This window comes from Mesorhizobium sp. L-2-11 (assembly GCF_016756595.1).
In the GTDB taxonomy this organism is placed as follows: Bacteria; Pseudomonadota; Alphaproteobacteria; order Rhizobiales; family Rhizobiaceae; genus Mesorhizobium.
The window spans coordinates 5,672,391-5,693,218 of record NZ_AP023257.1; the positions used below are offsets into that span (position 1 = coordinate 5,672,391).

Below are 20,828 nucleotides of genomic sequence, written 5' to 3' on the forward strand. Positions count from 1 at the left end.
AGCCGAATAGGCCAAAAAGGCCAGCATTTGCGGACTGTGCGGCTTCGAGCGTGCGCACGAGTGACGCGAAAATCATCGCATCGCCGACGGATTGGGCAGTTTGCCGGATTGCTAGTGGTCAAAATCTGACGCTTGGTTCCGGGGCCGTTAGCCCGCTCAGGGTGGGAAGGAGACCTAACTCACCAGCTCTCCGACGGCGCGTGTGCGCCAGGAGCGGTCGTTCAAGCCACTATTATGGAACGACCTGTGTGGGGCCGGGAGCTGAATGGCCGCTAGTTGGCAGAGTGCGGTAGATAGCTGTCATTCAACTTTCCCCGAAGGCAACGAAGCGAAGCTTTAATCTCACCCATTTTGACGCCGTTTCTCACGGATTCTGGCGAGTTCATGGACAGGTGGAGCGGCTTCCCCTTCCGGTATGATAACGTCGTCGTCCGGCCTTATAGCCATGGCATCGACATCATGCGGACCGATCTGCCAGGCTTCCCGTACGTGGAATTTCCGCTTGAGGATCGCAAGTTCCATACGGAGTTCAGGCATTCCGGACGTATCAAAAAAGGCTGGAACGAGGAAATAAGCTCCACAGGCCCTCACGTGTTCGCAGAACATTTCAAGGTTCCGATGATTGCCCACCGTCATTGTGTTCGTGCGAGAGGTATTGACAAATATCTTTCCGGGTTCTGCTGACAGCGTGCCGAAGTCCTGTGTAATGTGCCCTCGATAATGAAACGGGTTTTGGCGATCTATGCCTTTGATGGCAGAAATATAAATTTCATCTTGGCTGTCATCTCTGCCGAAGCGGGCGAGCCATTCCTTGAAAACCGCTTCGCCCTTTGATGCATTTGCGAACATCAAGCCCAGAAACGGAGGCTGGCCCGGCATTGTCACGCCGTACATCATACCTTTCCACTCGGCAGCGTGCCAAAGCCGTGGGTTGATGATTGCTCGAACGAGAACATCATCGTGGCTGCGAACTTCACCGAAAACCTGCGGCATCTCTTCATCATCGTCGCCTGCGAGCGGCGGTAGTTCTATTGCCGCTGGCCTCGCAGGTGCATTCGGTGCCATTGGAAAGTTCCGATTGATGCAGTCATCCCAATCGGAAATACGGCCCGCATGGGTGCCGAACACCCTGTTTCTGGAAATACCGGCTCGGCAAAACAACGTGGCTCGCTCGAACACGTTCTCGGTTCTGACCAATTCTTCGATAGTCTCGGCGGCATTGGGAAGCATAGCCACGCTTGCCAAAGCATGAATGCAGGAGAAAATGAGGTGTTCGTTGTACTTCCCGATATTGTTCACTTTAGCAAGCTGCCAATCTGCCGGGACACAAACCTCCATCATGGAATCATCGTCTTCGGCGACCGATGCTTCCTGAAGGTTGTCGAGTTGGCGAATTCGAACCGTGAACTTTTCTGTATGCGGAAATGCCCCGGCATTGAGCAGCGTAGCAGCAAATCCCTCAAATGCTGCAGCATATGTTTCAGCCTGTAGGACCCCTTCAAGCGTGTTCGACGCCTCGATTTCAATCTCCACGCCCAATATTCTGGTTCGAACGCCACTGAACGCCTCATCAAAGAGTACGACTTTATTCGGGAGGCTACCGCATGCGGGCTGAGAAGCCAGGAACGTCATCATTTCATGGATTTCGCGATCGTCCGTCCCTTCGGGGACTGAACCGTCAGCCTTCAGCTTATCAATGTGTCCGAGGCGATAAAGCAGTGCCAAACGCGCTGAAAACAGTGCCAGCCTGTCCAGAACGTCCGGCAAGCTTTCCAGCCTGCGGATCTCTTCGGGCGGCTGAACTATGAGCAGGCAAGCGAGCAACTGATCAAACTGGGTGATCTGGTTCTTCAGCCTCTCCCCGCTTTCATCATCCAGCGGAGCATTGCTTCCGATAGCGTGTAAAAATTGAATGGCGCTAAGGACATCCACGATATGGCCTAGCTGCAAAGACAGCATTGCGAACAGATTCAGCGCCGGGATCGTTTCGACCCGCAAATCGCCTTCAGTTTCTGACAGCGCCAGATACTGGATGATTGATGCCAGAGCAGTAGAACGGGCCGCCCAGCGAAGACCGGCACCGCGATAGCCCACGGCCAGGTAGTAAAGCGCCTTGGCCTGATCCTCGCGGCTTTCATCTTTCGAAAGATGTATGACGGCACGGCCAAGCCATTTTATGCCGTCGGTAGGCTTTTCAGCATCGAGCTTGCGTTCACCTTGCTGCAAATAAAGGCTTCCGGCCTTTATCTCTTTGCTGCGCTCGGCCATGAATTCCGCAAGTTTTTCGACCAGGGTATCGAAAGCTTGGCTATCGGGCGCGCTTTCGCCGATTGCCTCGACCATGGTTTCCAGCATATCAGCCGGAAACTCCGCCAGGCCCGCCGCTCTATCGATAATCCCGCAGAGGGCCTGCCAAATTTCGTCCAGATTTTCCCGCTCTCCGGAAAGCGATATTTCACTCATACGGTGAAAGACAAGCAGCGTCTCTGCATGCAAGGCATTGTTGGGCCGGGATTTGTCGGCAGCCAGTTCTAAGAGCTTTTCCTTCAGCCGTTTTGACCTGTCTGCAAAGAATAATTCGTCGGGAGTCTCGTGACCTTGGAACACCCGGCCCACCAAAAGCTGATGGAGATTGCTAACTTTGCTGATATGGACGGCGTGCCCGCTCTTGAAGGCAATGGCCTCGACCCGTTCGTATTGATCCTGCATGGTCTCGATATCATCGAACCACCAAAACGCCGTCCAAGCAAATTCATATACGGCGCGTAGATGCTGATAGCTCGCGCCGTATTTCTTTGCGTGGTCAATTGCCCGCTTAAAGCGGCCTTCCGTTTCGAAGCGAGGCCTTTCGAGTTCTCTTGAGAGCCGTGCAGCTTCAAATGTGTCGGAGACCGCCTGCGTTTGCTCTTGAGCGGTTGAGCCCAATTTTTTCAGCCCGGCTTCCAGCGCATCCAGTGCCTGCTGGCGCTTGAAATCTCTCGGTCCAAGCATGATTTTGTCGGGTTCGTGTTGCCCAACCTTTAGATATTTATAAGCAAGGTCTTTATGACCATGGGAAAATACACGATCAATAATCCACTCCCGGTCGAGAATTGTGACCTTGACGCCATGTTCCTGCTGTAATTCGTCTTCTATGCGAAGACGATCACGCTGCCGTGCCGGGCGGTTTGTAAAGAAGATGATCCGGTCATAGCCACGTGTTGTTCCAACAATCCCTTTGACATCGGATCGCACCTTATCGGACCAGGCTTTCTTTGCGCTGAATGCAAATCCCCATCGTTCCGCGCCACTTTTCCCGTCGCCAACATACCAACGCTCTGAAATTCGCTCATCAACCGGGTAGGTCTCGGTGTCCACCTTGCCGTCGCCTCCGCCTTCCGGCCCTGTTTGGGGGCGCAAGTTGGGGCAAAGTTCCCGCTCGCTCAATTTGCGGCAAAAGACTTCGAAATCCTTATGCTGGTTGCGATCGGTGAGCGTGTCCAGATGGTGGCTCAACTCGGATTCGCTCAGCCTATAGGCGTCAGTGCATTCGCTGTCCGAGTAAAGATACGGGCGTCTGACCCGCATCATTTCAGACGGTGTGGGGAATCGATTCATCGTTGTTTCCTCTGCTCGAAAGGATAGCAGATTCCAATCGCGCAACTTCAGTCCTTGTTGTGTTTTCCTTTACTGATTGTCTCGCTCTATGATTGCCGTCCGATTTTATCGGACATTCTCTTCAACACACGGAAGGGCGGCTTTTAGGAGCTTCAACGAGCGGTGTGAACGACCGAAAATTAGGCGCGAAGCGGCCTTTCGTTAAACGCAAGACATAGGTCGCTTCGAGGTCAAAACGGTATTCAGTTTCGGGTACCAAGCGTCAGGTTTTGTCCACTAGGAAGGCATCCCGATCGAAACCGCCGCCGGTTTCATCGGGTCGGCCGCGGCAAAGACGGCGCTCGCCTCGCTGACGATGGAGACGTGATCCTTGGCTGCTTGTCCTGCGGCAGCGCTGTCGCCGCGCATGATCGCGGTAACGATGACGTCATGCTCCTGCCAGGATTTGGCCAGGCGGCCCGGCAGCATGAATTGCGCGCGCCGGAACGGCGCCAGCCGGCTGCGGGTCATGACGGTCAGTTCATAGATGTGCTTGCTGTGCGCGCCGCGATAAAGCCGGGTGTGGAACTCGGTGTTAAAATACTCGTAGTCCTCCTCCGCACCCAGTTGCACAAGGCGCGCCGATGCCTGGTGCTCGATCTCGAGCGCGCGGCGTTCGCCGGCAGTCATGCGCTCGGCTGAGAACCGCGCGCAAATCGCTTCAAGCTCGGCCATGCTCTCGAACATCGAGGCAAGATGCTCCTGCGTCACCACGGCGACGGTGGCGCCGCGGTTGGGCCGCCTTTCGACCAGCCCCATGGCGCTCAGCCGGCCAAGCGCCTCCCTGACGGGGGTGCGCGACACGTCGAAACGGGCAGCGAGCGAGGTCTCGTCGAGCTTTTCGCCGGGGCGCAGGAACCCGGTGACGATCCGGTCACCGATCGCCCTGACCATCTGATCGACGGTCGTGCCCGACCTGATCAAGCTGCGCTTCCCCGACAATTCTCCTCCGTCCAGTCTTTTTCGCGGCCATGCGGCAAGTGGCTCGCCGGAAGTTTCGACTCGGGCGCGCCCTCTATGCCTTTATTTTAATCTAGATGTCAAACTGGCTAATTGAAAGGCAAAAAGTGTATGCAATTGCCTTTCGCTTGAGCACGGATAATCGGTCCGCCAACTGATTTAACTGGATAAATTCCAGCTTTTGAACTGGCACGGCGATTGCGTGCACTTTCATGAGAAGGGAACTAGTCGCGAACTGCTCAAGACCTCCGCCGGAGCGGCGCTGGGTCTGGCCTCGGCGTCATTCCCGATCAGCAGGGCGTTCGCCGCTGCCGTCACTGTCGGCTTCATCTATGTCGGACCGAAGGACGACTACGGCTATAACCAGGCGCATGCCGAGGGTGCCGCCACATTGAAGGCCATCGAGGGCATCTCCGTGGTCGAGGAGGAGAACGTCCCCGAAACGGTCGATGTCCAGAAGTCGATGGAATCGATGATCAACCTCGACGGCGCCTCGCTGATCTTCCCGACCTCCTTCGGCTATTTCGATCCGCACATGCTGGCCATGTGCGCGAAATTCCCCGACATGCAGTTCCGCCATTGCGGCGGCATGTGGAACAAGGACAAGCATCCGATGAATGCCGGTTCCTATTTCGGCTATATCGGCATGGGCCAGTATCTCAACGGCGTCGCCGCCGGCCACGCCACCAAGACCAAGAAGATCGGCTTCGTCGCGGCAAAGCCGATTCCGCAGGTCCTGCTCAACATCAACTCCTTCCTGCTCGGCGCACGCTCGGTCGACCCCGCCATCACCTGCCAGGTGATCTTCACCGGCGAATGGTCGCTGGCGGTCAAGGAGGCGGAGGCCACCAATGCACTGGTCGATCAGGGTGCCGACGTCATCACCTGCCATGTCGACAGCCCGAAAGTGGTGGTCGAAACCGCGGCGGGACGCGGCGCCTTAATCTGCGGCTACCATGCCAATCAGAGCCCGCTGGCGCCCGAAAAATACCTGACCGGCGCGGAATGGAACTGGGCGAAGGTCTACAAGATGTTCGTCGACGACCTCGTGGCCGGCAAGCCGCTGCCCAATTTCACGCGCGGCGGACTGGCCGACGGCTTCGTCAAGATGAGCCCGCTCGGCCCCGCCGTCAGCGAGGCGGCGCGCACACAGTTCGACGGCACGCTCGCCGAAATGATGAAGGGCGGCTTTTCCGTGATCAAGGGGCCCTTGAAGAACAACAAGGGCGACGTCGTCGCAACCGAGGGCCAGACCTTCGTTGAAGCCGCGATCGAGCTGGAAAGCATGGACTATCTCGTCGAGGGTGTCGTCGGCTCGACCGCTTGAGCATGGATCGGAGACGAGGGCCATGGCAGACACGGTGAGCAGTGCGAGCGTGCCAGTGATGCTCGGCGCCAAAAGCTATCCGACGGCGCTCGAATGGATCGCCCGACGGGCGGAAGCCTTCGTCATCCCGCTCGTGGCGCTGATCGTCGGCATGGCCCTGTTCAGCCTGTTCATCGCGCTGGTCGGCAAGTCGCCGGTACAGCTCTATGAAACGATGTGGCGCGGCGGCTTCGGCTCGTGGTTCTCGGCCCAGAACTCGCTGTCGCGGGCTGCACCCTTGCTGCTTGCGGCGCTCTGCGTGGCACTGCCGGCCCGGCTCGGCCTTGTCGTCATCGGTGGCGAAGGCGCGATCGTGCTGGGCGGCGTTGCCGCGGCTGCCATGGGCGTGGCCGCCAGCGGCGCCCCCGCCTTTTTCGTTATTCTTGCCATGGGCGTGGCGGGCCTGGCCGCCGGCGGCATCTGGATCGGTGCCGTCGGCGCGCTACGCCACTACCGTGCCGTCAACGAAACCATATCGAGCCTTTTGATGGCCTATATCGCCATCGCCCTGATGAACCATCTGGTGGAAGGACCGCTGCGCGATCCCGCCTCGCTCAACAAACCCTCGACCGAGCCGTTGGCTGAGGCCTACCGCATCGGCAACATTCCGGGCATGGACGTGCACTGGGGCCTGGTCGTCGGCGTCATCGCCTGCATTCTGTCCTGGCTGCTGATCGAAAAGACCCGCTGGGGCTTCGCCGCTCGCATCGCTGGCGGCAATGTCAGGGCAGCCCAGGTGCAGGGACTTGCCGTCGGACCGCTGATCGTCGGTTTCACCGCGCTGGCCGGCGGCTTCGCCGGCCTTGCCGGCATGCTGGAAGTCGCCGCCGTGCAAGGCAGCGCCAACGCCTCGCTCGCCGCCGGCTACGGGTATACTGGTATCCTGGTCGCCTTCCTCGCCCGCCACAATCCGCTCGCCATCATCCCGGTCGCGTTCCTGCTTGGCGGCATCGACGCCTCCGGCGGGCTGATCCAGCGCCGCATGGACCTGCCCGACGCCACCGTGCTGGTGCTGCAGGGCATGCTCTTCGTCGTCATCCTGTTCAGCGAAACCTTCTACGGCCGCTTCAAGGCCTTCAATCCCGACCTCTGGCAGAGGGGCGATCTGTTGAAGAGGCCCGATCTCCTGAAGGGAACTGCCTGATGGACGCAACCGAGATCGGCCTCTGGGGCGTTCCGCTCGCCATGCTCGGCGGCGCCATCCGCGTGTCGACGCCCTTCATCTTCGTGTCGCTGGGCGAAGCCATCACCGAGCGTTCGGGGCGCATCAATCTCGGTCTCGAAGGCACGCTGGTGTTCGGCGCGATGACCGCCTATGCCGTCGCGGTGATGACCGGCTCACCATGGCTCGGTCTGCTGGCTGCCGCCGCTGCCGGTCTTTGTTTCGGCCTGTTCCACGGCTGGATCTGCAAATTCCGCGGGGTCAACGACATCGCCATCGGCATTGCGCTGATGCTGTTCGGCTCGGGTCTCGCCTTCTTCTTCGGCAAACCGTTCATCCAGCCCTCGGCGCCCGACCTGCCGGCCATCCCGTTTGGCGGCTGGTCCGATATTCCGCAGGTGCAGGCGGCGCTCAATGTCAATGTGCTGTTCCTGATCGGCGCAGCACTTGCCGTGTTCCTGTGGTGGGCTTTCCGCAACACCCGCGCCGGCCTGATCATGCGCGTGGTCGGCGACAGTTCCGATGCCGCGCGCGCCATGGGCCTCAACCCGAACGCCGTGCGCCTCATCGCCACCGGTATCGGCGGCGCGCTGGCCGGCATCGGCGGCGCTTATCTGTCGCTCTACTATCCCGGCAGTTGGACCGAGGGCATTTCGTCGGGACAGGGGCTGATGGCGGTGGCGCTGGTCATCTTCGCGCGCTGGAACCCGCTCGGCTGCTTTGCCGCCGCGCTGCTGTTCGGCGGCGCCGGGGCGCTGGGGCCGGCGCTGCAATCGGTCGGCATCACGCAAGGCTACTATCTGTTCTACGCCGCACCCTACATTCTCACCCTCGTCATCATGATCGCCACCTCGTCGCCGAGCCGTTCGCTGGCCGGCGCGCCGGGCGAACTGTCGATCACCAAATGACGTTTCCAGACTGGAGTTTTGCTCAATGAACGCCAGAGCCGAGATCACGCAGCGCTACATCGACGCCGATCCCTATCCATGGCCCTACAATGGCGAGCTTCGGCCCGACAACACGGCGCTGATCATCATCGACATGCAGACCGATTTCTGCGGGCCGGGCGGCTATGTCGACCATATGGGCTACGACCTGTCGCTGGTGCGGGCGCCGATCGAGCCGATCAGATCGGTGCTGTCGGCCATGCGGGTGAAGGGCTACACCATCATCCACACGCGCGAGGGCCACCGGCCCGATCTCGCCGACCTGCCGGCCAACAAGCGCTGGCGCTCGCGACGCATCAATGCCGGCATCGGCGACCCCGGACCTTGCGGGCGCATCCTGGTGCGCGGCGAGCCGGGCTGGGACATCATCCCCGACCTCTATCCGGCCGAAGGCGAGCCGATCATCGACAAGCCGGGAAAGGGCTCGTTCTGCGCCACCGACCTCGAATTGATCCTCAACCAGCGCGGCATCGAAAACATCGTGCTGACCGGCATCACCACCGACGTCTGCGTGCACACGACGATGCGCGAAGCCAACGACCGCGGCTTCGAATGCGTGATGCTGGAGGATTGCTGCGGGGCGACCGACTACGGCAACCATCTCGCCGCGATCAAGATGATCAAGATGCAAGGCGGCGTGTTCGGCGCGGTGTCCCATTCGGCGTCCTTCGTCGCCCAGTTGCCATGAGGGTGTTGTGATGCGTGAAAGCGGCAAGAAGGCCGTCGGCGTCGAAACGATCGGCATGAGCATGCGCTTCGGTGCCTTCATCGCGATCGACGACGTCTCAATCAAGGTGCCGGCGGGATCGTTTCATGCGTTGCTTGGCGAAAACGGCGCGGGCAAGTCGACGCTGGTCAAATGCATCATGGGCTTTTATCACCCGACCGCCGGCGACATCCTGGTCGACGGCCGCGAGGTCGGGATCGCCAGTCCGAAGGACGCCTCGGCGCTCGGCCTCGGCATGGTCTACCAGCATTTTACCCTGGTCCCGTCGCTCACGGGTGCGGAAAACCTGGTCATTTCCCGCGAGAAGGTGCCGGGGATTATCGGCTGGCGCAAGGAGCGCGCCGCACTTGCCCAATTCATGGAGCGGATGCCGTTCAAGCTGCCGCTCGACGTCAAGGTGGCCGAACTCGCCGCCGGCGAGAAACAGAAGCTCGAAATCATCAAGCAGCTTTATCTCGGCCGCAGTTTTCTGGTGCTGGACGAGCCGACGTCGGTGCTAACCCCCGGCGAGGCGCAGGAAGTGCTGGGGCTCGTGCGCGGCATGACCAAGGCGGGCGATCTCACTGTGCTGATGATCTCGCACAAGTTCCACGAGGTGACGGCGTTTGCCGACGACATCACTGTCTTGCGCAAGGGCAGACTGACAGGAACGGGCAAAGTATCGGAGCTGTCTCACAAGCAGATGGCGGCGATGATGATCGGTGACCAGCCGATCGCCGCGCTCGACAGCCGCGCTCCAGTTCCGGCCGAAGCCAGGCAAATCCTGACGGTGAAAGCACTGAAGGCGCCCGACCGCACCGGCCTGAAAACCATCGACATCGGCGAGCTCGATGTGAAGTCCGGCGAGATCGTCGGTGTCGCCGGTATTTCCGGCAACGGCCAGAAGGAATTTTTAGAAGTCCTGGCCGGGCAGCGTACGCGTGATGCCGGCGACGTCCTGGTGAAGGGATCGCCCTACGGCGCCAGCCGCGCCGAGGCCCGCACGCTCAATGTGCGCTTCATCCCGGAGGAACCGTTGCGCAATGCCTGCGCGCCGAGGATGACGGTGGCCGAAAACATGGCTTTCCGGACCTTCGACCTGAACGAGGCCGGCAAACCGATCGCCTGGATCAGGATGAGTGCCATCAGGGACTATGCGACGCGCCTGGTCGAGCAGTTCAAGGTCAAGACAGCCTCGCTCGCCTCGCCGATTTCGTCGCTCTCCGGCGGCAACGTCCAGCGCGCTGTGCTCGCCCGCGAACTGACCGGCGAGGTCGATCTTCTCATCGTGTCGAACCCCTGCTTCGGCCTCGACTTCTCCGCCGTCGCCGAAATCCGCGCGCGCATCATGAAGGCGCGCAACGCCGGCGCGGCGGTGCTGCTGATGTCGGAAGATCTCGATGAGCTGCTTGAACTTTCGGACCGCATCTTCGTCATGTCCGACGGCGCGCTGGTCTATGAGACGCCGATCGCGCAGGCGAGCGTCCAGACGATCGGCGAATATATGGCGGGACATCACTGATGGCGGAGATAGACGCGCTGCCGTTTCCGTTTGCCTTCAAGCATGAGGCGATGGCGCTCGTCGTCATCGACATGCAGCGCGATTTCGCCGAGCCGGGCGGCTTCGGCGCCAGCCTCGGCAATGACGTCGGCCGGGTGGTGGCGATCGTGCCGACGGTGAAAAGGCTGATCGAGGGATTTCGCGCCGCCGGCCTGCCGGTGATCCACACGATGGAATGCCACAGATCAGACCTTTCGGACCTGCCGCCGGCCAAGCGCAATCGCGGCAATCCGTCGATACGCATTGGCGATGCCGGCCCGATGGGCCGCGTGCTGGTCATCGGCGAGCCGGGAACGGCGATCCTCGACGAGGTGGCCCCGCTGCCTGGCGAAATCGTCATCGAAAAACCCGGCAAGGGCGCGTTCTACGCCACCAGCTTCGGCGAGGACCTGAAGCGGCTCGGCGTGCAGCAGCTCGTCTTCGCCGGGGTCACGACGGAAGTCTGCGTGCAGACGACGATGCGCGAGGCCAACGACCGCGGCTATGAATGCCTGCTGGCCGAGGATGCGACGGAAAGCTACTTTCCCGAATTCAAGGCGGCCGCGCTGGCCATGATCAGGGCACAGGGCGCGATCGTCGGCTGGACGGCGATGACGGACCAGGTGCTCAAAGGAATTGCCGATGCCTAACATTGCATACCCGGCTCTCATCGATGGGGGCTGGCGTGATCTGGCATTCGAGCATTTTCGCGAAGGCATCACGGTGCATTGGCTGCTCAAGGGCGGACCGGCCGAACCCTCCGTCGCGATCCTGAACTATCGGCCCGGCGCCGGCGTGCCGCGCCATCGCCATGTCGCACTGGAAACCATCGTTGTGTTGGAAGGCTCCCAAAGCGACGAGAATGGCGACTATCTTCCCGGAAGCGTGATCCTGAACCCGGTCGGGACCGAGCATTCGGTGTGGACGAAACACGGCTGCGTCGTGCTGATCCAGTGGAATCTGCCGGTGGTCATTCTGGACGAGACGAAATGAACGACATCCGCTTCGATATCGGCAGCCTGCACGCGGCCTATGCCTCCGGCATGTCGGTTACGGCCGTCGTTGAAACCGTGTTTCAGCGCATAGCGGAAGCGGACGATCCCGGCATCTTCATCCATCTGGCGAGCAAGGCGGACCTGCTCGCCGAAGCCGAGGCACTCGGCCGAGTCGATCCCGTGGCAAAGCCGCTGTGGGGCGTGCCGTTCGCGGTCAAGGACAACATCGATGTTGCCGGCATGCCGACCACGGCCGCCTGCGCCGAATATGCCTACTTGCCGGCGAAAGACGCCACCGTGGTCGCGCGTCTGAGGGCGGCCGGGGCGCTGGTCGTCGGAAAAACCAATCTCGACCAATTCGCCACCGGCCTCGTCGGGGTGCGCACACCTTATCCGGTCCCCCGAAACGCGATCGATCCGAAACTGGTGCCGGGCGGTTCCTCCTGCGGCTCGGCCGTGGCGACGGCGCACGGCATTGTTTCTTTCGCGCTCGGCACCGACACCGCAGGATCCGGCCGCATTCCCGCCGGCCTCAACAACATCGTCGGGCTGAAGCCGACGGTCGGCGCGCTGTCGGCCACCGGCGTGGTGCCGGCCTGCCGCACGCTCGACTGCGTCTCCGTCTTCGCGCTAACCGTCGATGACGCCTACAGCGTCTTCAGGGCGGCGGCGGCCAAAGATGACGTCGATCCTTATTCGCGCGCTATCGCGGCGCCGCCGCTTGGTCCGCGTCCACCCGCGTTGACCGTTGGGGTTCCCGCAAAAGCGGACCGGGAATTTTTTGGCGACGCGGCGATGCAGGCGGGATTCGAAACGGCGCTGCGGACGCTGGAACAGCTCGGCTGCCGACTGATCGAAATTCCCTTCGGCGATTTCTACGCTACCGCCAACCTACTCTACGAAGGCGCCTGGGTGGCCGAGCGCTATGCGGCGATCGCGGATTTCATGGACGTGAACGAGGCAGCCATGCACCCGGTGACGCGCAAAATCATCGGCGGCGCACGAAAACTTTCCGCAGCGGATGCTTTCAAGGGCCTCTATGCGCTGCAGGCCTACAAGGCCAGGCTCGCGCCGGTCATCGCCTCGGTCGACCTTTTCTGCGTGCCGACGGCGCCGACGCATTACACCATCGGCGCCGTCTTGGCCGATCCGATCGTCACCAACAGCCGGCTCGGCACCTACACCAATTTCGTCAATCTGCTCGACATGTGCGGCATCGCCGTGCCGACCGGCAAGCGCGACGACGATCTGCCGATGAGCGTTACCTTGCTTGCCGCTGCCGGCAAGGACGCACTGACGGCGACGCTGGCCAGCGAATTGCATGCGGCGAGCGGTCTCGGCCTTGGCGCGACAGGCTGGGCGATGCCTGCCTTCGCCGCCAAAAGCTTCGACCCTGCTGACGACCTGATCGAGCTCGTGGTTGTCGGCGCGCATTTGTCGGGAATGCCGCTCAACGGCCAACTCTGCGCGCTTGGCGCGCGGTTGAGCAGATCCGCCAGGACGGTTGCTTCCTATCAGCTCTACGCACTCGCCGGCCAATCCGTGCCGAAGCCGGGGCTCGTACGTGTTGCCGATGGCAACGGGAAGTCGATCGATGTCGAGGTTTGGCGGCTTTCACCAGACGCGTTCGGACGCTTCGTGGCCGCGATCCCGCCGCCGCTCGGCATCGGCACGATCGAGCTCGATGACGGGACATCGGCCAAGGGCTTCCTGGTCGAAACCGCCGGGTTGTCACGAGCGATCGACATTTCGGCCTATGGCGGTTGGCGCAGCTTCGTTGCAAGGCCGGCGGAGCGAGTGGAAAGCGTTCCGGCCGATTGAACGACCGGCCGTTCGCGCCGGCAGCTGACCTCAAATCATAGCAGCATGCTCGGCGAGCCAGCTCGCCGAATGCCGTAAGCGATCCGTATGTGCGCGTGCTCTAAAATTGCACTGTGGTTTGGCAGGCGTCGCCACGCGCTTGCGACCGCCGGAGACGTCGCAATGCGAAAAGGCCGTGCAGTTGCCCCAACAGATTCCGTCGGGACCTATCAGGCCCGGAGATGCCGGATGCTGTCGAAGGCCGCGGCGATACTTCTCAGCCTGTTGCCAAGCTGGGCGTTCGCGGGAGATCAGACTCCCGATTGGCGCCTGAACGCTCGAATCGTTGCCGTCGGGCTGCCCGACGTGGCCGGCGTGCGCGAGGTGGGGCGCTTTCATGTCGGCGGGCCGATACCGGGAAATCCGGAATTCCTTATGGCGACGCGCGAAGGGCGGATGCTCGATCCGCTCAGGGTCCTGGTGGCGGTAGGCAGCAATTTCGGCGCACCGCCAGGCGATCCAGCATTTGAGGTCGGGGCAATCCTGTCCATCGATCCGCGCGCCGGCAAGTCTGGTGGCACCATTGTCGTTCCGCAAGACCTCACCGGCAACGACGGAGATGCGAGGGTTCAGCTCTACACGGCGCAGAGCGAACGGTTCCTCAACCGGCGATACAATGCCGGAGCTCGAACCGCACGCCTCGCAGCTGCGTCCGGACCGCGATATATTTCGATCAACAACGCCTTCGGAAGACCCTGGATCGCAAACGCGCCGAACGGATTGGCTGGCGAGGGCAGCGTCACCGTGGTCGACCCCGACGGTGCGCCGCTCGCCAATGCGCCAAGCCGCGAGGCCGGCGGCGTGTTCGCCGGCCGGCATACCGATCGCGAGCAGGCGCCGAAAGCGCAGCCCAGCGGCTGGCTTGGCAAGCTGCTGAATTATCAGGCAAGCGGCCAGCTGACATCGGGCGGAATGCAGACGGGCGCGCTCGGAACGGCGTTTCTCGGCCCCTCGCCCGACGGCAGCGGCTTTGCCGCGTTCGCCGCGGATGGTGGCGTGGTTCAAATCCACGTCCAGGATGGTGTCGACGGCTTGGCCGGGCCGGGCACGGTAAGCACCGGCCTCGGCACGGTCAGCGCCGGCCAAGGCACGGTGAGCAAGCGCATCGGCGACGATCCCGGCGTCATCGGCCTCGCCTTCAAGTGGAACCCCGACCGCGCTCTCTACATCGCCGACCCGGGGCGTGACCGACTGGTGCTGCTTGACCTAGAGGACGACCGGCGGCATTTCACGGTCGCCGGGACCCGCACGATCTCGCTGCCGCAATTCGACCGTCCGGTCGATGTCGCCGCCGCCATTCCCGAAATCGCCAATCCGCAATTCTCGAGCCATACGACGCTCGCCGGCGGGTCCGATCTGTTCGTCGCCAATCGCGGCGACGGCTCCTTGCTGCGGTTGAGCCAGGACGGCCAGCTTCTCGCACGCGCGACGATCGAGGTTCCAGGGCTCGGCCCCTTGGGAGCCGATCGCCTTCGCGCGATCGCGACGTCGGCGGACGCACAGCATATCTGGATAACGATTGGCGGCGAGGTTCCGGGATTTCCGGGCCACGAAGGGGCGCTGGTCGAGGTTGGGGCCTTCGATGAGCACGGCGCGGCGGCAGCGACGCAGGAGACGCAGAGCGCTGCCGCCGACGCCAATCTTGCGGCGCGCGGAAAAAAGTCGTTCCAGACCGATTTCACGCCGCGGATGGGCCTCGGCCCATTGTTCAATGCAACGTCCTGCGTGGCCTGCCATCCCGGCCCTGGCGGCGCGAGCATTGATGAAAGTCATTTTGCACGCAGGATAGCCCACATGGATCCGGGCTCTGGGCGCACGGTGCCGATCGAACATCCCAACAGTCCGGTCGCCAGACGCCATGCCTTGCGTGATGGCGTGGCGATCGTGCCGGCGGCAATGCCAAGCCAGGCCAACGTGGTTTCGCTGCGTATGCCGCTCGCTCTCTACGGTATCGCCGGGATCGACGAGATACACGACAGCGTCATCGAAGCGCAGGCGATCAGCAAGGGCGACGGCATCAAAGGCCGCGCCCATCATGTCGTCGACTCCCAAGGCGCATCGCGGATCGGCCGATACGGCTGGAAGGCTGATATCGCCACCCTCAAAGATATGGTGGCGAACGCGTTCGCAAACGAACTCGGTATCACCAGCGCGACGGCCAGCCGCGAGGCGGGCGCGCAGCCAATCGAGCAGAGTTCCGCAGAGATCGAGGCGGTCGCCTCCTATCTGCGAACCCTGCGCCTGCCCGATGGGGCAAAGCCATGAGCCTCGCCCTGACGCTCTCCCATGCGCCGGAAAAAATGCGCCCGGTATTGCCTGGTGTCATCGTTGCTGCGGCACTCGCCCTTGCGGCCGGCTGGATCGCCGGTGGGCTGGGCGAGCCGCTGTCGCGCAACCCGGTCCTGGTCGCCATGCTCTTCGGGCTGCTGATCGGCAGCAGTTTCGCCTGTCCGGACGCCTTGCGCCCGGGGCTCGACTTCACCAAGCGCTATCTGTTGCGGCTCGCCGTGGTGCTGGTCGGCTTCCGTATCACGACGCGGCTGTTCCTGGATCTGGGGCTCATGCCGCTCGCAGTGGCGGCCATCGAGCTGATCCTGATGCTGACGCTGCTCTACGCCATCGCGCGCAAGCTGTTCAGGCTCGACGCCGAGATCGCGCTGCTGGTCGCGGTCGGCAGCTCCGTCTGCGGCGCCGCGGCGATCCTCTCGATGGCCGCGCTCGTGCGTGCACGCGACCAGAGCGCCGGCATCGCCATCGCCTTGATCACGCTGAGCGGCACCGTGGCGTTGCTCGCCTATCCGGTCATGTTCCTGGGCGATTGGCTGCCGCATCTCGACGACCGCCTCTATGGCGTGTTCGTCGGGGCGAGCATTTTCGAGCTGGCGCAGGTCTACGGCGCCTCCTTCGCCATTTCCGACGACGCGCTGAACACCGCCACACTGGTCAAGCTCAGCAAAGTGCTGATGCTCGTCCCGCTTCTGCTGGCCGCCAGCCTGGTGTTTCGCAGCCGCAACAAGGCGCACGAGGCCGCGCCAATCCCGTTCCCGTGGTTCATCGTCGCGTTCATCTGCGTGGTGATGCTCAATTCGGAGATCACCCTCAATCCGCAACTGCGCCGCGCCATCCTCGATGTCGACCAGTTCCTGTTCCTGATGGTGATGATCGCGCTCGGCATCACCACCCGGGTCGGACGGCTCGGAGAGGCCGGCGGCGCCTGGCGCCTGATCGGCGTCGGTTTCGTCGGGGTGGCTCTGTCGGCGGCCCTGGCCTATGCTGCGCTGATCCCGTTCTCGGCGACCTTCCGGGCCGCATCACCCTCATCGAGCCTAGGCGCGATGCTTGGCAGCCATGGCGGACGGCTTTTCGCCTCGATCGGCTGCGCCAAATGCCATGTGCCGGCGCTGGAGGGCAGCAACGGCGAAGTTGAGCTGTACTCCGACCTTTTGCTGCACGACATGGGGCCAGCGCTCGACGACAAGATCGTCCAGGGCGATGCCATCGGCGCCGAATGGCGGACCGCACCACTCGTCGGCATCCGCCTGCGCCACCGTTACCTGCACGACGGCCGTGCGACAACGCTGCGCGATGCCGTCTTCGCCCATGGCGGCACGGCGCAGATCGTGCGCGACCGCTTCTTCGACCTGGACGAGACAGACCGCCAGGCACTCCTCGATTTCGTGGCGAAGCTATGATGCGGCTTCATCACGCCACCCCCGTTTTTGATCGGCCAAACCGCCATGTATGAAGCCGTTATCGCAGAGCTGAACCATCTCGACGGACCCGACCTGCTGGCGCCGCTCGTCAGCGACGTGTTTTGCGGAAACATAGCGCTCGTGTCCTCGTTTGGCGCGGAATCCGCGGTGCTGCTGCATATGGCGGCCGCAATCGACCGTTCGCTCCCCGTCATTACGCTCGACACAGGAAAGTTGTTTTCGGAAACGATCGCCTATCGCGCGCAGCTGACGGCTCTGCTCGGCCTCACCGATCTGCGCGTCGTCACGCCTCAAACGGCTGTCTTGCGGGCGCTCGACGGCGCTGGATCGCTGCACCGCCGCGATCCAGACCGGTGCTGCCAGATCCGCAAGGTCGTGCCGCTCGAAAATACGCTGACCGGCTTCAAGGCCTGGATTTCCGGTCGCAAGCGATATCATGGCGGGCTTCGCGCGGATGTTCCGACGCTCGAGGAAACTGACGGACGCCTGAAGGTCGATCCGCTTGCCCGCTTCACCCGCCAACAGATCGAGGCCTATCTCGATCGCTATGATCTTCCCCGGCATCCGCTCCTCGAAAAAGGCTACCTCTCGATCGGCTGCGCGCCGTGCACGGTCGCGTGCGGCAGCGCGGACAATCCGCGCGCGGGCCGCTGGAGCGGACTGTCGAAGATGGAGTGCGGGATTCACCGGTCGCCCATTGCCGCTCGCAATTCGGCCGCGTCTGCTGCCTGATTTCCGGTTGCGCTGACGTCGAGGTCCGCACCCCAGGGCATCGGCCATTGCCGCTTCATCTGCGAAGGCAGTACCAATTGTCGTAATGAATTGAAAACTAGGCAAGCTCGCGAAAACTAGGAGATCAGCTGCCGGAAACTAGGGGTGAAAAGCCGACACTTGTTACCCGGACGCAACAGGCGCCCCGGGATGGAATCTTGCTGTCTGAGCTGACACCGGAATGCGAAGCTAACGCCATTTCTTGACGTTTACACTCGGCGCAGCCAGGTCGAAAATTAGCTTGACCTTATCGACAACATGTATACATTCTGTCTATGAGTAAACGCTATCAATCACAACGCCCTGCCATAGGCCAACGCGCCGATGCTGCGCAGGACGTCGTCTACCGCTGGCTGAAGCAGCATGTGCTGACCTTGCCTAGCCGCGAGGGCACGTTCCTTACCGAGGCGGAGGTTTGCCGCGAGACGGGAACGTCGCGGACGCCGGTGCGCGAGGCGCTGTTGAGGCTCGAAGCAGACGGCCTCCTGCAGATCGTGCCGAAAAAGGGCGCTTATGTACCGCCGATCACCGAGACGGAGATCGAAGCGGTCATGCAGGCCCGGAGCCTGGTGGAGGAGTGGTGCGCGCGGCAGGCCGCCGGCTTCGGCAACATGCTTGCCGTGGAACTCGACAGGCAGGTCGCCCTCCAGGTGGAGGTGCAGCACGACCCTGTTGCGTTTATTGAACGCGATCGGGAATTTCATCGCACGATCGTGCGCGCCGCCGGCAATCCGGTGCTCGCCGACTTCTATGAGGGCCTGCGCGACCGCCAGTTGCGGATGGGCGTGCACGCAATCACAATCTCTGGTGGGCGCGGCGACAGCGTGCTTGCCGAACATGCAGCGATCGTCGAGGGTATACGCCGCGGACAGCCCGAACAGGCGGCCGCAGCCGTTGCCCAGCATCTGGCGCGGACGCTGGTCGCCCTGCGGCTGCCGACGGCGGCAGGCTGGGGCTCGGTTGCAACGGCGCGTATGCCGGCTGTGGCGGCGCAGTGAAAAAGGGGCCGCGGCGTTCGCATCAGCGATGCGGCCGAACGTTCGAAACACACAGTGACGGCGGGCAGTTGGTCAACGGAATTCGTGAATTGATTATGGTGACTTAACAGATCGGTTCCGAAAGGGCCGGAGCATGATCATTGAAAGGGAAACGGCTTTCGACGTGCGCGCGTTCCGTCAGGCGCTGGGACAGTTTCCGACTGGCGTTTGCGTCGTCACCTGTGTGGCCGATGACGAGCAGCTTGGCATGACGATGAGCTCGTTCAACTCGCTGTCTCTCGACCCGCCGCTCGTGCTGTTCAGCATCGACCGTCGTGCAGCGAGCCTGCCGCTCTGGCAGAAGGCCGCCGCTTACGCGGTCAATGTTCTTTCCGAGAACCAGAAGGAAGTTTCCAACCGCTTTTCCAAGCCGCGTTCCAACAAGTGGGAAGGAGTGCGGTTCGAGCGGGGCCACTCTGGCGCCCCGGTGCTGCCCGGCGTGGCGGCGCTGTTCGATTGCGAGCCGTGGGCCACGCACCAAACGGGCGACCACGTGCTGTTCATCGCCAGGGTGAAGCATTTCCGGTCCTTTGCCGACCGGCAGGCGCTGGTTTTCAGCAAGGGGCGCTACGCATCACTGCAGCCAACGGAGTTCACGGCGCCGCTTTGGCCGCTCGACATCCACTACTGATCGCGGAGGGTAAGATGATCAAGACCGGGGCGCAGCATATCGAGATGCTGAGAGATAGCAGGGTAGTTTATATCAATGGCCAGACGGCTGGCGATGTCACCACTCATCCCGCCTTCCGCCAGACCATCCGCTCGGTCGGCGCGCTGTATGATTTTCAGGCGCGGTCGGACAACCGGGAACTGATGACCTTCGAGGTCCCCGAAAGCGGCGGGCAGCGGGCCAACCGCATTTGGCAGTTGCCGCGCAGCCACGCCGACCTCGTCGAGCGGCGCAAAGCGCTGGAAGCTTGGACGGAGCTTCATTGTGGGTTTCTTGGCCGCGCGCCGGATCATGTCGCCTCCTGCATTTCCGGCATGTTCATGGGGATCGAGGTCTTCGAGGCTTACGACAAGGCGCGCGCCGCGGCACTTGCCGACTATTACCGATACGCCCGGGACAATGAGCTCTATCTCACCTATGTCATCATCAATCCGCAGGCCGACCGCTCGAAGTCCGCGGGTGAGCAGCAGGACCGCTTCCTCACCGCCGGCGTCGTCGACCACGACGCTGCAGGCCTGACGATCCGCGGCGCCAAGATGCTGGCAACCGGCGGCATCATGGCAAACGAGGTGCTCGTCACCTGCATCCAGCCGCTGCGCGATGGCGATGAGCCCTATGCGGTGTCCTTCGCCGTGCCGATGAATGCCGGCGGACTGAAGATCCTGTCGCGCAAATCCTACGAGGAAGGCGCCGTCAGCGTCTTCGACAATCCGCTTGCCAGCCGCTTCGACGAGAACGACGCTGTGCTTTACTTCGACGACGTGAAAGTTCCCTGGGACCGCGTCTTCATCAACCAGGACATCGCCATGTGTCAGCGGCAGTTCCATGCCACCCCGGCGCATGTCTTCCAGAATTATCAGGCACAGATCCGCCTGATGGTGAAGATGCGCTTCCTTGTCGGCATCGCTCGGCGCATCGCCGAGACCAATGGCGTCATCAACTTTCCGCAGGTGCGCGAGACGCTGGGAGGGCTTGCGGCGCAGAACACCATGGTCGACGCGCTGGTGCACGCCATGGAGGTGAAGGGTCGCATGCAGGGCGCCTATTTCGTGCCCGATGCGCATACACTCTATTCGGCTCAGGTGCTCACACAGCAGCTCTATGCCGAGGTGATCCTGGCCTTGCGCGAGTTGGCGGGCGGCGGACTGATCATGCTGCCGTCCTCCGTCCAGGATTTCGCCGATCCGGAGCTGCACAATCTGATTGAAAAGACGCAGCAGTCGCCGGTTGCCTCGTCGGAGGGCCGGGTAAAATTCTTCAAGCTGGCCTGGGATGCGGTCGGCTCGGAATTCGCCTCGCGCCACACGCAATACGAGATGTTCTATGCCGGCGCCACCTTCGTGACTAAAGGGCACAGCTTCCGCACCTTCGACTGGGACCGCTGCACGCAGCTCGTCGACCACATGCTGGACAGCTATTCTCTGGAAGACGAGGTCGACCGCGCCGCTCTGGCTGCCGCCTGAGG

Annotated in this window: 16 protein-coding genes; 14 read left to right on the top strand and 2 right to left on the bottom strand. The window is 62.2% G+C overall.

Going from position 1 to position 20,828, the window contains the following annotated elements; genetic code table 11:
• Positions 1 to 342: 342 nt before the first annotated feature.
• On the bottom strand, positions 343 to 3,597 hold the full coding sequence (locus tag JG739_RS27060) for a hypothetical protein (protein WP_202364188.1): 3,255 nt from the start codon (positions 3,595 to 3,597) through the stop codon (positions 343 to 345).
• Positions 3,598 to 3,873: 276 nt separating this feature from the next.
• Entirely contained in the window at positions 3,874 to 4,560 is a 687-nt protein-coding gene (locus JG739_RS27065; protein ID WP_202364189.1) for a GntR family transcriptional regulator, read from the bottom strand.
• 238 nt (positions 4,561 to 4,798) lie between these two features.
• On the opposite strand from JG739_RS27065, the gene JG739_RS27070 reads away from it, so the two are divergent.
• From JG739_RS27070 to JG739_RS27135, 14 genes are all read left to right on the top strand, one after another.
• Positions 4,799 to 5,923, top strand: a complete 1,125-nt coding sequence (locus JG739_RS27070) for a BMP family ABC transporter substrate-binding protein (RefSeq protein ID WP_202364190.1) — start codon at positions 4,799 to 4,801, stop codon at positions 5,921 to 5,923.
• A gap of 22 nt (positions 5,924 to 5,945) precedes the next feature.
• Positions 5,946 to 7,106 carry an ABC transporter permease gene (locus JG739_RS27075; RefSeq protein WP_202364191.1) on the top strand — a complete coding sequence of 387 codons (1,161 nt, stop codon included), beginning with the start codon at positions 5,946 to 5,948 and terminating at the stop codon, positions 7,104 to 7,106.
• Positions 7,106 to 8,032 carry an ABC transporter permease gene (locus JG739_RS27080; protein WP_202364192.1) on the top strand — a complete coding sequence of 309 codons (927 nt, stop codon included), beginning with the start codon at positions 7,106 to 7,108 and terminating at the stop codon, positions 8,030 to 8,032. Before JG739_RS27075 ends, JG739_RS27080 begins: the two co-directional genes overlap by 1 nt.
• Positions 8,033 to 8,057: 25 nt before the next feature.
• Positions 8,058 to 8,759, top strand: a complete 702-nt coding sequence (biuH, locus tag JG739_RS27085; protein WP_202364193.1) for a biuret amidohydrolase — start codon at positions 8,058 to 8,060, stop codon at positions 8,757 to 8,759.
• A 10-nt stretch (positions 8,760 to 8,769) separates the two neighbouring features.
• The gene (locus JG739_RS27090) at positions 8,770 to 10,299 is read left to right on the top strand and encodes an ABC transporter ATP-binding protein (protein WP_202364194.1); all 1,530 of its coding nucleotides are present in this window, start codon (positions 8,770 to 8,772) and stop codon (positions 10,297 to 10,299) included.
• Complete coding sequence (locus JG739_RS27095; RefSeq protein ID WP_202364195.1) at positions 10,299 to 10,967, top strand: cysteine hydrolase family protein; 669 nt, start codon at positions 10,299 to 10,301, stop codon at positions 10,965 to 10,967. Before JG739_RS27090 ends, JG739_RS27095 begins: the two co-directional genes overlap by 1 nt.
• Positions 10,960 to 11,310 (top strand): cupin domain-containing protein, encoded by a 351-nt coding sequence (locus JG739_RS27100; RefSeq protein WP_202364196.1) that lies wholly within the window; start codon positions 10,960 to 10,962, stop codon positions 11,308 to 11,310. Before JG739_RS27095 ends, JG739_RS27100 begins: the two co-directional genes overlap by 8 nt.
• Positions 11,307 to 13,133, top strand: a complete 1,827-nt coding sequence (gene atzF / locus JG739_RS27105) for an allophanate hydrolase (RefSeq protein WP_202364197.1) — start codon at positions 11,307 to 11,309, stop codon at positions 13,131 to 13,133. The genes JG739_RS27100 and atzF overlap by 4 nt, the downstream gene beginning before the upstream one ends.
• 228 nt (positions 13,134 to 13,361) lie before the next feature.
• Positions 13,362 to 15,437: a di-heme oxidoredictase family protein gene (locus JG739_RS27110; RefSeq protein WP_202364198.1), complete on the top strand. Its 2,076-nt coding sequence runs from the start codon at positions 13,362 to 13,364 to the stop codon at positions 15,435 to 15,437.
• A complete protein-coding gene (locus JG739_RS27115) occupies positions 15,434 to 16,864 on the top strand; it encodes a putative sulfate exporter family transporter (RefSeq protein WP_202364199.1) in 1,431 nt (476 codons plus the stop codon). The genes JG739_RS27110 and JG739_RS27115 overlap by 4 nt, the downstream gene beginning before the upstream one ends.
• Before the next feature lie 45 nt (positions 16,865 to 16,909).
• Complete coding sequence (locus JG739_RS27120; RefSeq protein WP_202364200.1) at positions 16,910 to 17,617, top strand: phosphoadenylyl-sulfate reductase; 708 nt, start codon at positions 16,910 to 16,912, stop codon at positions 17,615 to 17,617.
• 314 nt (positions 17,618 to 17,931) lie between these two features.
• Positions 17,932 to 18,654 (top strand): GntR family transcriptional regulator, encoded by a 723-nt coding sequence (locus tag JG739_RS27125; protein WP_202364201.1) that lies wholly within the window; start codon positions 17,932 to 17,934, stop codon positions 18,652 to 18,654.
• 133 nt (positions 18,655 to 18,787) lie between these two features.
• Positions 18,788 to 19,324 carry a flavin reductase family protein gene (locus JG739_RS27130; protein WP_202364202.1) on the top strand — a complete coding sequence of 179 codons (537 nt, stop codon included), beginning with the start codon at positions 18,788 to 18,790 and terminating at the stop codon, positions 19,322 to 19,324.
• Between the two features lie 14 nt (positions 19,325 to 19,338).
• Positions 19,339 to 20,826 (top strand): 4-hydroxyphenylacetate 3-hydroxylase family protein, encoded by a 1,488-nt coding sequence (locus JG739_RS27135; protein WP_202364203.1) that lies wholly within the window; start codon positions 19,339 to 19,341, stop codon positions 20,824 to 20,826.
• Positions 20,827 to 20,828 lie beyond the last annotated feature (2 nt).

Excerpts from the sequence above, each read along its gene's own strand:
- biuH (WP_202364193.1), top strand. The coding sequence starts at position 8,058 with ATGAACGCCAGAGCCGAGATCACGCAGCGCTACATCGACGCCGATCCC.
- JG739_RS27135 (WP_202364203.1), top strand. The coding sequence starts at position 19,339 with ATGATCAAGACCGGGGCGCAGCATATCGAGATGCTGAGAGATAGCAGG.
- JG739_RS27130 (WP_202364202.1), top strand. The coding sequence starts at position 18,788 with ATGATCATTGAAAGGGAAACGGCTTTCGACGTGCGCGCGTTCCGTCAG.
- JG739_RS27090 (WP_202364194.1), top strand. The coding sequence starts at position 8,770 with ATGCGTGAAAGCGGCAAGAAGGCCGTCGGCGTCGAAACGATCGGCATG.
- JG739_RS27060 (WP_202364188.1), bottom strand. The coding sequence starts at position 3,597 with ATGAATCGATTCCCCACACCGTCTGAAATGATGCGGGTCAGACGCCCG.
- JG739_RS27110 (WP_202364198.1), top strand. The coding sequence starts at position 13,362 with ATGCTGTCGAAGGCCGCGGCGATACTTCTCAGCCTGTTGCCAAGCTGG.
- JG739_RS27125 (WP_202364201.1), top strand. The coding sequence starts at position 17,932 with ATGAGTAAACGCTATCAATCACAACGCCCTGCCATAGGCCAACGCGCC.
- JG739_RS27100 (WP_202364196.1), top strand. The coding sequence starts at position 10,960 with ATGCCTAACATTGCATACCCGGCTCTCATCGATGGGGGCTGGCGTGAT.
- atzF (WP_202364197.1), top strand. The coding sequence starts at position 11,307 with ATGAACGACATCCGCTTCGATATCGGCAGCCTGCACGCGGCCTATGCC.
- JG739_RS27095 (WP_202364195.1), top strand. The coding sequence starts at position 10,299 with ATGGCGGAGATAGACGCGCTGCCGTTTCCGTTTGCCTTCAAGCATGAG.
- JG739_RS27080 (WP_202364192.1), top strand. The coding sequence starts at position 7,106 with ATGGACGCAACCGAGATCGGCCTCTGGGGCGTTCCGCTCGCCATGCTC.
- JG739_RS27120 (WP_202364200.1), top strand. The coding sequence starts at position 16,910 with ATGTATGAAGCCGTTATCGCAGAGCTGAACCATCTCGACGGACCCGAC.
- JG739_RS27115 (WP_202364199.1), top strand. The coding sequence starts at position 15,434 with ATGAGCCTCGCCCTGACGCTCTCCCATGCGCCGGAAAAAATGCGCCCG.
- JG739_RS27075 (WP_202364191.1), top strand. The coding sequence starts at position 5,946 with ATGGCAGACACGGTGAGCAGTGCGAGCGTGCCAGTGATGCTCGGCGCC.